This is a genomic window from Rhodococcus sp. NPDC006774 (assembly GCF_040636045.1).
Lineage (GTDB): Bacteria > Actinomycetota > Actinomycetes > Mycobacteriales > Mycobacteriaceae > Rhodococcoides.
The window spans coordinates 89,903-102,903 of record NZ_JBEYIW010000012.1 but is presented as its reverse complement, the minus strand read 5'-3'; the positions used below and the strand labels follow the sequence as shown (position 1 = coordinate 102,903).

Sequence of the window (13,001 nt, the reverse complement as noted above, 5' to 3'; positions counted from 1 at the left end):
AAAAGGCTCATTTCAGTGATGCGGGTGAGATGTCAGAGCACTTTGGCGAGAAACTCGCGTGCTCGATCGGTCTTGCAGTCCGTGAAGAACACGTCGGGCGTGCTCTCTTCGACGATTCTGCCGTCTGCCATGAAGATGATCCGATCGGCAGCAGTCTGCGCGAATTTCATCTCATGCGTGACCACCACCATCGTCATGCCTCCCTTGGTCAGTTCGACGATGACGTCGAGGACCTCCTTGATCATCTCGGGATCGAGAGCCGACGTCGGTTCGTCGAACAGCATCACCTTGGGGTTCATCGCGAGAGCCCGCGCTATGGCGACACGTTGTTGCTGGCCACCCGAGAGCTGAGCGGGGCGTTTGTCTGCTTGAGATTCGACTCCGACACGGGTGAGGAGATCCATTGCGTGCGTACGGGCTTCACCGGCGTCGACGCCTCGAGCTTGAACCGGACCGAGCATGACGTTCTCGAGTACCGTCATGTGTGCGAACAGGTTGAACTGTTGAAACACCATTCCGACTTCCGAGCGCAGCCGGGCGAGTTCGGCGCTCTCCTCGGGCAGCGGCACACCGTCGATCTCGATGACGCCACCGTCGATCGGCTCCAATCGATTCATGGTTCGACACAGGGTCGACTTGCCGGAACCGGAGGGCCCCAGAATGACGACGACCTCACCGACCGAGACCTCGAGATCGATGTCGGCCAACGCCTGATGGCTGCCGAACCACTTCTGAACTCCTTTGACCGAAATCATCGTTCCGGCCTCACGCATGCATGCACCTTGCTCATGATCGGAACCGTTGTGTTCTACGAAAGTCATTGTCAGTGAAGCCTTTCACTCAATATGTTCGACAGCCGACCCAGAATGAGGCACAGCAGCACGTACAGGGCAGCCACGGCGGCGAAGACCGGTGCTGCGTACTCTCCGCCGAGATATTCGATCGCGAGTTCTCCGGTGAGCAGCAGATCGGTGTAGCCGATCACGAAACCGAGCGACGACGCCTTGGTGACGCGCACCATCTCGCTGACGAGACTGGGTAGAATCTGCCGTACGACCTGGGGGAGTAGGACAAATCGCAGCGTCTTGACGGTTCGTAGCCCCACTGCCATCGCAGCTTCGCTCTGGCCGCGAGGGAGGGCGTGGAATCCACCGCGAAACACTTCGGCCATGGACGTGCTCTCCCAGAGTACGAGTCCGATGACCAGCGCCCAGAAGGTGCTGATGTTAAAACCGGTGGTCGCCGGCACGCCGAGGTAGATGAAGAAGACCAGGAGCAGTTCGGGCAGTCCGCGCAGTGTCTGAACCCAGATGCGGGCAGGGACATTGACCATCGGATTCGACGACATCTGCGCAAGCGCGAGCAGCAGACCGAAGAACAACGACAGCACCACCGTGAACAGGGCAACCTGCAGGGTGGCGAGTACACCGCGGAGCAGCGCCGCGGCGAGGTCGGCGCGACCGAGTACCGACCAGATCTCGGGATCGAACAGGTCCGCGTTGTTCAGGACTATCGCAGCCAGGGCGACCACCGCGACGACGGGGATGACTCCGCCTGCGGTCCACGCCCGGATCCGGCGCCGTTCCCTTGGTCCTGGTTGCTCGAAAAGTGTTGTAGTCATCAGGAAGTGAACGCAACCTTTCGTTCCACGGCGGCCGCGAGAAGTCCGGCCGGAACAGTTATTGCCGAGTACAGCAGTGCGGTGAACAGCATCAGTGCGATCACGGCCGAATCGTTGGTATTGATGAGTTGCAGCATTGCGCCGAACAATTCGGTCACGCCGAATACGCCGGCAATTGCGGTGACCTTGACGAGTGCGATCGTCGTATTGATCAGTGGTGGAACGGAGTTGCGTAATCCTTGAGGCAACACGATCAACCGAAGCGTCTGCGCCTTGCGTAGCCCGATGGCGCGTGATGCTTCGAGTTGGCCCTGGCCGATGGCATTGATACCGGAACGGACTGCGTCGCAGTAGTAGGCCGAGAAGTACAACGTGATGCCGATGGTGGCAAGTGCGAAGAACGACAGACGTACGCCGAGCAGAGGGAGTATGAAGATGGTGAAGAACAGATGTGCTGCGGCGGGAATGTTCCGCATGAGTCCGACATAGATGCCGCTGATTCTCTGTAGTAACGGAATGGGCGAGATCGCGAAAGAGGCGAGCACCAATCCGGCCGCCACGGACATCAGTCCCGAGATCACCACCAGGAGAACGGTATTGACGAACCCTTCCCAGAAGACGTCGATATTGTCGATGATTGCGTTCATGTCGAGTAGGTCCTTTCCCGAATCGGTCCGGGCATCAGCAGCTGGTCATGGATTCGGGGGCGACTGGGGCCTTCAGGCCGGAGGCACCCATATGGCGGTCCCAGAGTTCCTCGATGGTGCCGTCGTCGAAAGCCTGCGTCAGCTGTTCGTTGAAGTACTCGCACAGGTCGCTGCGATCGTCGGCCAAACCGATACCCCACTTCTCACCGTCGCCGTACGTCATGGGCGCAAGAGCGAACTCGTCCGGTTTGTCGACCACGAATCCCGCAAGCAGCGGTGCGGTCGAGTCGATGGCATCGACGGTGCCTTGTTCGAGTGCCCGGACGCAGTTCGTCAGAGTGTTGAACTCGGAGATCTCCGCCTGCGGGATGAACTCCGCCACGCGTGGTTGTCCCTGGCTGCCCTGTAGCACACACACTTTGGTGCCTGCAGGAACATCCTGGAGCGACTCGATGCGTTCGGCGTCGTCCTTTCTGACCATCAACTGAGGGGCCGTGTCGAGGTAAGGTCCGGAGATCGAGATGGCCTCTTCGCGCGCTGGAGTGATGGCGAGGGCTGTGGCGAACAGGTCCACCTTCCCCTGCTTCAGAAAGGGAATTCGGTTGGCGGCGGTGGTGTGAACCCATTCGATGTCATCGCTGGACATGCCCAGGGATTCGACGAGCAACACAGCCAGATCGATGTTGAACCCTTCCCAGTCGTGTTGAAGGTTCAGCTCGGCCAGACCAGGTTGGTTCGGTGACGCGCCCACCTTGATTTTCGGTGCCGCCGCCAACTCGGCCATGGTCGAGCCCTCGGGAAAATCGTTGGGACGGTCCACGGTCGCGCTGCCGCACGCGGTCATCCCGAGAATCGTGACCACGGCAGCCGTGAAAACGGCACACTTCGATCGATGAAACATGATTGTTCGTCTCTTTCTTCAACGAGAGGTTGACGCGCTGCGTTCGATTTCGCGCGCGCTGCGAGCAGATCGGGGTGCGGATTCCGGCGGTCGGGCCGTCGACCCACGGACGATGAGCTGGGATCGCAATCGAACCGAGCCCTCGCGCCATGGCTTTCCGTCGATTTGGTCCATGATGAGCCCGATGCTCAGGGACCCGCTGCTCTCGATGTCGACCATCACCGTGGTCAGACCGGGATCCGATGCTGCTGCGACATCGACGTTGTCGATACCGACGATGCTGATGTCGGTCGGGCACCGATAGCCGAGGGAACGGATTCCGGCTTGAACTCCCATGGCGACCATGTCGTTGTACGCGACTACCGCCGTTGCGCCACTTGCCGCTACGGCCGCGGCCGCGGCCAACCCACCGTGCACGTCCGCCGATTGGTTGCCGACGACAGCAAGGTCGAACCCTCGCTCGGACGACAGGTCGGACAAGATCTGCGCGCGCGTGCGGTTGGCCCACGAGGCCGCCGGGCCAGGAACGTAGACGAAAGACTGGTGCCCGAGAGACTGTAGGTGTTCTGCAGCTTGACGCAGACCCTGCTCGACATCCATCAAAATAACGGGAGAGCCGTTCGACTCGCCATTGACGACGACGAGTGGGGTCGAACCGATCGCCCGGGCCACGTCCGCTGGGTTCGATCGGGGAGAGCACAGAATCACCGCGTCGGCTTCTCGGCCGACCGTGTCGAGCAACTCGATCTCGCGTGCCGGATCCTCGGCGGTGTCGGCAAGAAGCATGCGGTGACGACCCGGCCACAGCTTTTCCTGGATTGCCCGCAACATTCTCGCGTACACGGCGTTCGACACGTCGGGAACCAAGACGAGGATGGTGCGCGCCCTCGTCGGTGCCGGTGCGTCGTAGCCGATCCGGCGAGCGGCTTCCAATACCCGCTGTCGAGTGTGCGGGGCCAGCAGGTCGACCGAAGTGAACGCTCGCGAGGCAGTCGCCATGGAGACTCCGGCCTCGATGGCAACGTCCTTCAACTTTGCGACCACGGTTCCTCATTTCGGTCCTGTTGCGTACATCTCAACCCGAGCGGTGTGTAACCACTCTCACACGACGTTCAGGTTGTTGCAATAGGTTGCAAAAAGTTTCAGAAAACGCTCGAATGCAGCGGGGCTGCAACATCGGCGTCGCGTCTTCCGTGGCTCGGCGATTGAAGGTGGCGAGTTCTGGGCAAGCGGTAGTCATGACAGAGAACACCAAGGTCACAGTCGAACGCACCATCGAAGCGCCCGTCGACGCAGTTTTCGATGTGCTGTCCAACCCCGAGCGTCATCAGGCTCTCGACGGATCCGGGTTCGTCCGGAGCGTGGACCACGCCGACCGCATTCAGAAGGTCGGCGAGAAGTTCACGATGAACATGCAGGGCGATCACATGGGAGGCGAGTACCAAACCGACAACCATGTCAGCGGTTACATCAAGGACAAGCTGCTCGCATGGAAGACGGCACCCGCAGGCAACGAGCCTCCCGGCTGGGAGTGGCTGTGGGAGTTGGAGTCTCAGGGTCCCAACGAGACGTTGGTGCGCCACACCTACGACTGGTCGAAGGTGACGGACAAGAAGCTTCTGCAGCAGATCAAGTTCCCGCTGGTCACCGAGGACCAGCTGAACGACACACTCGCTCGGCTGGCAGTCGAAGCGACTTCCTGACCATTCGACTTCTCTGGGACGCAGAGTCTCGGCTCAGCCGTAGAACGCTGCGGCGTCGACACTCTCTATCGGCATCCAACGCCGTGGAAAGTCCGTCGACACGGTTGTAGCCGACAGATCGACTCCACGGACGGCCAATGCCGACGTCGGCATCTGATCGACGATCAGACTGACGGCGTAGGTAGCGGCCGTCACGTGGAGACACGGATCGATTCTTCTGGAGCACGTGCAGGACGTTTCGGTTACGTTCGGGACCGGCGACAGTGCGCTCGCTACGAGTTCGGCGTGGACCTCGTCGGGGAGGTCTCCGCTGGCTACGGCCCCGCGCGTGTGGCGGGCGAGGATGCGCAGCACCGACTTCCGTTCGCCCGCTCCATACCGGGGGAGGGAGATCACGGCGGTCTCGACCTTCTTGCCCGTTGACACGACGCAGCGAAACTCTCCGATCTTGCTGGGGTCCACTGCAACTGCGTCGTTGCGCACCAGGCTTCGTGCTCGCGGGAGCATCGGGTTCGGCCGGGTGACGGCGATGGGTTCGACTCGCCTGATCCAGTCTTTCCCCCAGGGCGTCGACCCGAAGGCGGCAGGCTGCGGTGTTGTGGCCATCAGCGCGTCACCGCCCGCAGCGACAGCGTTTCTCGCAATGTCGAGTCGTCGAGCGCCGCCAGAGCCGACTCGTTGTTGCTCTCGGTCAATCCGGCGATCGCCTTCTTCCGGGTATGGAGTGAAGCGATGTGCTCCTCCAGTGTCCCCTCCGTCGTCAGTGCCATGACCGTCACGCCGGACTTCTGCCCGATGCGGTGAACCCGGTCTGTGGCCTGCGCCTCGACCGCGGGGTTCCACCACCTGTCGTAGTGAATCACCGTGCTGGCACGGGTGAGGTTGAGGCCGTACCCCGCCGCCCTCAGACTGAGGACCATGACGGGGGATCGGTCGCTGTTCTGAAAGTCGTCGACCATCCTGTCGCGCTCGTCCACGTCGAGCCCGCCGTGAAAGAACGGAATCGGGGCTCCGGTGAGGCCTTCGAGGTGCTCGGCGAGAATCTCTCCGGTGCGGCGGTACTGGGTGAAGACGAGTGCAGCGCGCGAGGATTCGGCGAGCTCCTCGACGATGTCGGTGAGCCTGTCGAGTTTGCCCGAGCGATCAGCCAACCGAGACAAGTCTCCATTGACGAGGCCCGGGTGGTTGCAGATCAGTTTGAGCGACGTCAGTAGCGCCAGCACTGCTGTTCCACGGCCGCGGTTGCTGCCGAAACCGGTGTCGAATGCTTCTTCGACGGCCGAATTGTACAGCGATGCTTGCTCGTTCGAAATGGGACACAGGACATCGATGTGGTGCTTCGGCGGCAAATCCGTCGCAACCTCGGCCTTCGTCCGGCGAAGGACGACCGGCGCGATCGCACTCGACAGTTGTGCGAGTGCGGCCGCTGAGCCTCCCTGCTCGATGGGTGCTGAGAATCGTCGAGTGAACCGAGCCCGGGTTCCGAGCAAACCGGGATTGGTGAGATCGATCAAGGCCCAGAGTTCGTCCATGCGGTTCTCGACGGGCGTGCCGGTGAGGGCGATGCGGGTGGTGGAATTCAGCCGACGCGCCGCTCTGGCTATTTTGGTCCGGGAGTTCTTCATGATGTGCGCCTCATCGAAAAACACTGTGCTCCAGAATATTTCGCTCAATCGCTCTGCATCGGTACGCAGGGTGGGGTACCCGGTGACTGTCACCGAGCCTGCGTCGGCGCATTGCTCGAGGGTGCGGGACGGCCCGCGGTATACGTTGACGACCAATTCGCCGTCGGAAAAATTCTCGATTTCTCGCCGCCAGTTGCTGATCAACGACGTCGGGCACACAACCAGATAGTTGCCCTCGCCTCGTCGTGCTCCGACGATCATGTGCGAAATGGCCTGGAGCGTTTTGCCCAGCCCCATCTCGTCGGCGAGGATTCCGCCGCCTCCGACCTCCTGAACGGTCGGCATCCAGGCCGCACCGTGCACTTGATAGGGCCTGGGCGTGAAGGTCGATGCATGCTCGATCAGATGGTTCTGCAGGTGCAGGCTGGCGCGGAGTGCCTCAGCGGCACCGTGTGCTGTCAGCACGCTCGACCCGCCGGCGTTGGGAACCGCGTGCGCCGCAGGCGGGAGTGCATCGACGAGAGCTCGGGGAATCCCACTCACGTCGGGGTTGTCCTCGACGTGGTTCAGGATCCCCAACCATCCGCGAGCCGATGGACCTTTCGCGGAGCGGGCTGCGGTTCGGAGCTCGCCGGCGTTCGCTGCCACGAGTTGCGCGCCTACGGTACGAACGGCAACGGTTCCGTCCGCGCCGGGAACCGCGAGCTCGATGGGGGTGGACACTCCTTCGAGCGTCGCCTCCGGTGTGCTGTGCCAGACGGCGAAACAATGACGGTGAGGCAGATAGGTGACGTGAGGAGCTGGGTCTGTGTCGGCGGTCGAAAGCATGCACCCTCCGGCGAAGTCGGCAGCCTCGGTGACGTCCGAAGCTGCCAACACCGTACGCCGTCCGGTGTAGTTGTGCCGCATCCAGGATTAGCTTGACTTTATCGAAAAATACTGTCCTACAGCGCGATCGAGCACCTTCCCACGCACTGGACGAGATCAGGATTGCTCGCGAGAACACCACCAGGTCGTGCGTCCGCCCACCGTTCCGCGTGTCATCGGGGCACCGCATCGAGGGCACGCCGCGTCCGTCTTTCGGAAGGGAATGATCTCCCCGGTGTGCACGCCGCCTTTCTTCGTCGCTGATCTGATCGCACGACGCAGAACGACGCGAAGCTCGTCGAGCTCCTCTGTCGTGAGCGTCTTGGCTCGCCTGGACGGGGATTGCTCGCTCTGCCACAGCACCTCGTCGGCCAGTAGATTGCCGACCCCCGCGATCGCGGCCTGATCGAGCAGCCTCGCTTTGAGAGGTGCACCGCTGGAACCGATTCGGTGACGGAAGTCGTCTCGCGTGATCTCCGCGGCGTCCGGCCCGAGAGCGCCGATATCGGGTTCGAGTCGAACCCGGCCGAGGCGTCGCTTGTCGAAGAGTCGGAGGTGCCCACCGTCGTCGAACGTCATGGAGAACCGCGTCCACTCCGGCTTGTCGGTCGGGCGCTCACCGACATGTGGATCGCCGCCTCCGTACTGCGAGGTCCGCTCACCGTCGGGAGCGGTGACGATGACGCGTCCGCCCATGCCCAGGTGAATGCCCAGAGTCGGTCCGCTCGAGCCGTCTGCCGTGACGGTTTCGCACCACATCGCTTTGCCACGTCGACGCGCTTCGGTGAGCTTCCCGCCCGTCAGTGCGCGGGCGATATCGCCCGGCATGTGTGGTCGGCACTCGAACGTGTCGGTGTCATCGATGTCCACGATGACGCGACCGAGAGCTTTCTCGACGACCTGTCGGGCGTTTTCCACTTCGGGTAGTTCCGGCATGCATCCGGTGTACCCAATTCGTGGGCACTATGCGCGGGTGCCGTCATCGGTCATTTGACTCGTTCGTCGTCTCTTTCCGGCACCAGCGGACCAAGTTCCGCGTCGAGCACCTTCTGTACGACGCGCATTGCCGCCAGCGCGGCAGGCGCACCGCAGTACCCCGCCGTGTGGATGACGGTTTCGGTGATCTCGGTTCGGGTGAGGCCGTTGCGGAGAGCTCCGCGCACGTGTCCTGCCAGTTCCTCGTGGGCGCGCAGCGCAATGAGGATTCCGAGGTTGAGCAGGCTGCGGCTGCGGTAGTCGAGTCCGGGCCGCGTCCACACGCTGCCCCACACGGTGTCGGTGACGAAGTCTTGCAGTGCAGCGGAGTCGGTGTCGGCGGCATTGGCGAACGCTTTGTCGACGTAGTCTTCGCCCATCACGTTCTGGCGGACCTCGAGTCCGTCCTCGAAGCGTGGTCCCCTGTTCCGATTCGTGGATTCTTCGTCGATCACGGCGTCCCTCTCCCTTGTCTGCGGTGTCGACAGATCATGGCAGGGGATTTCATCGGAACCGCAGGCGGAGGCGAACTCGACCACGACTATCGGGCCTGGGACCGGCTCAGCGCAGAGAAACCGGTCCACCGTCACCGTCGTCGCGCGAAGGCTGTGTGTTGTCGGAGAATTGTTCTGCGCGAGTTGCTTCGAGAAACAGTTGAAGGAAGGAAGAATGCGCGCTTCGGTCCTGCGCGGGTCTTCCCTCTCGGGGGTCTTCCGATGCCTTCGACATAGCGATTCGCGTTCCTCCCGTGTCGCGAACAACAGTCTCAGATTCTGAATAGTTAAGCAACTGAGACAGTAGGTACAAAGCGCGGCACTAAGTGAACGATCGGAAGGAGGTGGCGATCGAGCAAATTCTAACGGTGTGTGTGGGCGTCGAGGGTGCCCAAGCTGCAACGCATCGGCAGAGGGGCTGGCTATCGCTGCCCGTGCCTTCGAGTTGAGGGCTACATCCCAGCGGCGGTGGGCGGCTCGATCAGCATCCTCTTGATCACCTTGCCGGTCGCCGTTCGGGGCAGCTCGTCGAGGAACGTGATGTCGCGGGGAACGCAGAAGCGGCTCAACCGATTTCGGATGTAGGCGCGCACCATGTCCGCATCGAGGCCGGCCGATCCGCGGCCGACGACGAACGCGGCCAAACGCTGCCCGTATTCCGGGTCGGGCACACCGACGACCGCGACCTCGCCGACCTGGGGAAGATTGGCGATCGCATCCTCGACGGGGCCGGGAAAGACGTTCTCGCCTCCGGAAATGATCATCTCGTCGTCCCTGCCACAGACGAACAGCCGTCCGTTGCAGTCGATGTATCCGAGATCGCCGGTGTCCATCAGGGCAGCTCCGCGGGCGGAGGCCGTCGACGGAGGTTCGGCGTTGGTGTACCCGTCGAACAACATGTCGTTGCCGACGAAAATTCGGCCCAGGGTTCCCACCGGAACGGCAGTACCGTTCGCGTCGAGAACCGCGACCGTCGTACCCAGCGGAGGGCGTCCGGCGGTGGCGGGGGCTGCGCGCAGGTCTTCGGGAGTGGCGATCGTGGCCCACGAGACCTCGGTGGAACCGTAGAAGTTGTAGAGGACGTCACCGAAGACGTCCATGAAGCGGCTCACGGTCGATCCGGTCAATGCCGACCCACTGCACGCGACGACTCGCAGGCTCGAGGTGTCGTAGCGTGATCGGACCTCGTCGGGCAGGTCGAGTATCCGCTGCAGCATGATCGGAACTGCGATCAACGAGGTGCAACGGTGCGCCTCGATCGCCCGCAAGCAATCTTCCGGATCGAACCGATCCTGGAGAACCACCGTGGCGCGCAGCGGAGTACTGATCTGCAGTGCCGCCAGTCCCCAGCTGTGGAACATCGGTGCCGCGATCAGCATCCTCTCGTTCATCCGAAGGGGCATGCGAGACAGCATGGCCGCCACTGTTCCGAAGCCCTTCGGTGTGGGACGTACCGCACCCTTCGGCGACCCGCTGGTTCCGGAGGTCAACACGACCACCGATCCTGGCCGATCCGGCCTGGTGAATGTGGCGGACGGTGGTGCGACGAAGTGTTCGAGCGTGCGCCGACGCGGAACGGCGGTATGGGACGACAGGCTCACACGGGTGACATCGTCGGGCAGGTAGCGCACCATCGAGTCGAACTCGTCGTCGACGAACAGTACTCGGAGCTGGTGGCGGGCAGCGATCGTCTCGATCTGGCGGGCAGCGAGACCGGTGTTGAGAAGAACCACCTCGACTCCGAGCATGCCGCACGCGACGGTGCACTCGATCATCGCCGAGTGGTTGCGGGCCAGAATTCCGACGGTGCTTCCAGGGCTGATTCCGGACGCGTGGAGACCTGCCGCGATGCGGTGCGAACGGTGGTGGATCTCTGCGAAGGTCCTGGTCCCTCTGTCGTCGATCAACGCGATCTCGTTCGGGGACTTCGCTGCTGCGGCAGCGAAACCACCGCCAAGGGTGAAGCCCCACTTCGCCAGCGAGTTCAACTGCCGGTACGCGCGGTCGGGACGTGCAGCACGAATGACGCCGGTTCCCACCATCGTCTTCATGATCGCCAGCGGTAGCGACCGCGAATCCCCGGTGTTGGACACGATCGACGTCGAGGTTCCGGACAGGGAGTTGTCCAGTCGACGCAGACCACCCATCACCCATTCGACCACGGCCCGGTTGTGTTCGGGTTGGGGTGAGTAGGACCCGCCGAGTCCCGCTCGGAACACGGTGACATCGATCTTCGTCTCGCCTGCCGAGCGGGCAGTGAGGGTGAATCTGATGAACCCGCCGGACTCGACGTGCTCGATGGTGATGATCGGCCGGTTTCGTCTGTTCACCACCAGGTCGAGGGCATGCTCGACACCGCCGACTCCGCATCGGTAGCCGGCCGTGGCTTCACGAAGCGTGCAGTAGTCGAGCCCGGGAAAGTAGCGCGGGTACAGCTCGACCGCGCTCAACACCGCGCACACCTGCTCGATATCGTGTGCGAAGACCGTGCTGCAGTCGATGACGTCCGAGACCATGCCCCAACCCCCGTACCTTGCCGAGCCGACAGCAATGCCGACTCAGCACCGACCAGGGGATGGCGGCGAGCACCTGGAACGGGTCATCCGCCTGGATGAAGACGTCATCGTAAACCCGAAGCACGGTTGTCTGGGCCAAATCGGCCGAAGTCGGTGTCGAATTACCGATTTCTCCGGCCCACTGCGTCAGAACTGAATGCCCAGCGACCACGCGAACACCGTGTACGCGGCGATGGTGATCAGTGAGATGGCGATCCGATCGAGCCAGAAACCACCTCGCATCATCTGACCGATCGTGATGGCGGTGCATCCTGTCAGTGCTCCGTAGGACCCCAGATGTCTCCGAACGGTACCGGACGCCCCAGAATGCGTTCAGCTGCGCGACGTCCCGACTTCAACGCCGCCGTGACCGTTGCCGGATCATCGGTCCAGGTCGCCTCACCGGCGAGGTGAAGTACATCTCCGATCGGAGTGGCAAGGTCGTCGTGATCGCGCGTGCGTGAGCCCACCGTCATGTACGAGTACGAGCCGTACGCGAACGGATCGTCCTGCCAGCGAGTGACATACACGCGGTCCGGTGTGAGGACTCGGTCGCCGTACAGGCCGCGCAGTGCCTCGAGAACCGAGTCCGCGATGCGCGCGTCCGACCAGTGCCGAGTCTGCTGCGCGCACGCGCCCGCAGCGAAGGTCAGAAGCGTCGGACGGCCCTGCGGCATGGTCACGTCGTACCAGGAGTGCCACCAGCGCCCGGCTTCGCCCTGCTGCCGTACGGCATAGACGTTCTCGTCCCAGAACTTGCTGGGAAACTGGAGGAACACTTTCTCGAAGGCATTCATCTCCAGACGTTCCAGCGCACCCGAAACAGGTTCCGGCAGAGGGGGTTCCACAGTGAACTCCGGCGATTTCAGTACTCCGATCGGTACCGTCACCACAGCGCGCTCGGCCGAGAACGTCCCGGAACCGGTATCGACCAGAACTCCGTCTCGACCCCAACGGACCTGCGTCACCACGTGTTCGAGCCGGACGTCGAGTCCCTCGGCCAGGTGAACGGCCAGTCGATCGTATCCGTCGGGGAACACGACCTCGTCGCCCTCGATGGCGTCGTCGTCCAAGCCGTGCGCGTCGAGGAGGTCCTTTCCTACGCCCAACTGCTCCTCGGCTCGATGTCCGAGAAACTCACGAACTCGTTCGAGTCGGTCGTCGTTCCAATCCAGTTGCGTCAGAGTTGCTTCCACGGCGTCACCGAACGAGGTCCCCGGGGACGACTCCGCGATCGTCCTGGCGAACAGTTCGTCGAAGTGGTGAACGTCGGTGCCGAATCGTGCGGCAGCCTCATCGCTCAACCTGGTCCCGGTGGGGGAGTAGTAAGCGATGGGTCTGCCGTCCGGCTGGTAGCTGCCGACGGTGAATTCGACGGTCCGCATTCCGAAAGCGTGCACGGCGTCGGCGAGAGGGTTGTCGTCAGTTCCGTGAATCCAGGAAGCGCCCACGTCGAGGGTGCCTTCGTCTGTGCGCATCGTCCAGACCCGACCGCCCACGCGGTCTCTGGCCTCGAGAACGGCAACGCGCTGACCGGCACGATGCAGAAGTGTCGCAACGACCAAGCCGGAAATGCCTGCTCCCACCACGAGGGTATCGACGTGTGTCACCGT

The 13,001-nt window shown here is 62.6% G+C and carries 12 protein-coding genes; 1 reads left to right on the top strand and 11 read right to left on the bottom strand.

All coding sequences use genetic code 11. The features are described from left to right. Positions 1–32: 32 nt before the first annotated feature. From ABZ677_RS18855 to ABZ677_RS18835, 5 genes are all read right to left on the bottom strand, one after another. Positions 33–755: an amino acid ABC transporter ATP-binding protein gene (locus tag ABZ677_RS18855; RefSeq protein ID WP_358372094.1), complete on the bottom strand. Its 723-nt coding sequence runs from the start codon at positions 753–755 to the stop codon at positions 33–35. 68 nt (positions 756–823) lie between these two features. Then, positions 824–1,621: an amino acid ABC transporter permease gene (locus ABZ677_RS18850; RefSeq protein WP_358372035.1), complete on the bottom strand. Its 798-nt coding sequence runs from the start codon at positions 1,619–1,621 to the stop codon at positions 824–826. Continuing rightward, complete coding sequence (locus tag ABZ677_RS18845) at positions 1,621–2,268, bottom strand: amino acid ABC transporter permease (protein ID WP_358372033.1); 648 nt, start codon at positions 2,266–2,268, stop codon at positions 1,621–1,623. Before ABZ677_RS18845 ends, ABZ677_RS18850 begins: the two co-directional genes overlap by 1 nt. Before the next feature lie 34 nt (positions 2,269–2,302). Continuing rightward, positions 2,303–3,169 (bottom strand): transporter substrate-binding domain-containing protein, encoded by an 867-nt coding sequence (locus tag ABZ677_RS18840; RefSeq protein ID WP_358372030.1) that lies wholly within the window; start codon positions 3,167–3,169, stop codon positions 2,303–2,305. 18 nt (positions 3,170–3,187) lie between these two features. Further along, complete coding sequence (locus ABZ677_RS18835) at positions 3,188–4,213, bottom strand: LacI family DNA-binding transcriptional regulator (protein ID WP_094741880.1); 1,026 nt, start codon at positions 4,211–4,213, stop codon at positions 3,188–3,190. 194 nt (positions 4,214–4,407) lie between these two features. Here ABZ677_RS18835 and ABZ677_RS18830 point away from each other — a divergent pair, with 194 nt between their 5' ends. Next, positions 4,408–4,872: an SRPBCC family protein gene (locus ABZ677_RS18830; protein WP_037189215.1), complete on the top strand. Its 465-nt coding sequence runs from the start codon at positions 4,408–4,410 to the stop codon at positions 4,870–4,872. 33 nt (positions 4,873–4,905) lie between these two features. Here the strand turns inward: ABZ677_RS18830 and ABZ677_RS18825 are convergent, their stop codons facing one another. The 6 genes from ABZ677_RS18825 to ABZ677_RS18800 all read right to left on the bottom strand — a co-directional run bounded on the left by ABZ677_RS18825 (position 4,906) and on the right by ABZ677_RS18800 (position 12,998). Continuing rightward, positions 4,906–5,478 carry a hypothetical protein gene (locus ABZ677_RS18825; protein WP_358372026.1) on the bottom strand — a complete coding sequence of 191 codons (573 nt, stop codon included), beginning with the start codon at positions 5,476–5,478 and terminating at the stop codon, positions 4,906–4,908. Beyond that, complete coding sequence (locus ABZ677_RS18820) at positions 5,478–7,220, bottom strand: DEAD/DEAH box helicase (RefSeq protein WP_358372024.1); 1,743 nt, start codon at positions 7,218–7,220, stop codon at positions 5,478–5,480. The genes ABZ677_RS18825 and ABZ677_RS18820 overlap by 1 nt, the downstream gene beginning before the upstream one ends. Before the next feature lie 261 nt (positions 7,221–7,481). After that, positions 7,482–8,300 carry a DNA-formamidopyrimidine glycosylase family protein gene (locus tag ABZ677_RS18815; RefSeq protein ID WP_358372021.1) on the bottom strand — a complete coding sequence of 273 codons (819 nt, stop codon included), beginning with the start codon at positions 8,298–8,300 and terminating at the stop codon, positions 7,482–7,484. Between the two features lie 50 nt (positions 8,301–8,350). Next, positions 8,351–8,719 carry a carboxymuconolactone decarboxylase family protein gene (locus tag ABZ677_RS18810; protein WP_358372091.1) on the bottom strand — a complete coding sequence of 123 codons (369 nt, stop codon included), beginning with the start codon at positions 8,717–8,719 and terminating at the stop codon, positions 8,351–8,353. A gap of 566 nt (positions 8,720–9,285) precedes the next feature. Beyond that, on the bottom strand, positions 9,286–11,349 hold the full coding sequence (locus ABZ677_RS18805; RefSeq protein WP_358372019.1) for an AMP-binding protein: 2,064 nt from the start codon (positions 11,347–11,349) through the stop codon (positions 9,286–9,288). A 314-nt stretch (positions 11,350–11,663) separates the two neighbouring features. Beyond that, entirely contained in the window at positions 11,664–12,998 is a 1,335-nt protein-coding gene (locus ABZ677_RS18800; RefSeq protein WP_358372016.1) for an NAD(P)/FAD-dependent oxidoreductase, read from the bottom strand. Positions 12,999–13,001 lie beyond the last annotated feature (3 nt).

Bases quoted from the DNA above. Each gene is read 5' to 3' on its own strand.
- ABZ677_RS18840 (WP_358372030.1), bottom strand. From the start codon at position 3,169: ATGTTTCATCGATCGAAGTGTGCCGTTTTCACGGCTGCCGTGGTCACG.
- ABZ677_RS18815 (WP_358372021.1), bottom strand. From the start codon at position 8,300: ATGCCGGAACTACCCGAAGTGGAAAACGCCCGACAGGTCGTCGAGAAA.
- ABZ677_RS18845 (WP_358372033.1), bottom strand. From the start codon at position 2,268: ATGAACGCAATCATCGACAATATCGACGTCTTCTGGGAAGGGTTCGTC.
- ABZ677_RS18825 (WP_358372026.1), bottom strand. From the start codon at position 5,478: ATGGCCACAACACCGCAGCCTGCCGCCTTCGGGTCGACGCCCTGGGGG.
- ABZ677_RS18855 (WP_358372094.1), bottom strand. From the start codon at position 755: ATGATTTCGGTCAAAGGAGTTCAGAAGTGGTTCGGCAGCCATCAGGCG.
- ABZ677_RS18810 (WP_358372091.1), bottom strand. From the start codon at position 8,719: ATGGGCGAAGACTACGTCGACAAAGCGTTCGCCAATGCCGCCGACACC.
- ABZ677_RS18830 (WP_037189215.1), top strand. From the start codon at position 4,408: ATGACAGAGAACACCAAGGTCACAGTCGAACGCACCATCGAAGCGCCC.
- ABZ677_RS18805 (WP_358372019.1), bottom strand. From the start codon at position 11,349: ATGGTCTCGGACGTCATCGACTGCAGCACGGTCTTCGCACACGATATC.
- ABZ677_RS18850 (WP_358372035.1), bottom strand. From the start codon at position 1,621: ATGACTACAACACTTTTCGAGCAACCAGGACCAAGGGAACGGCGCCGG.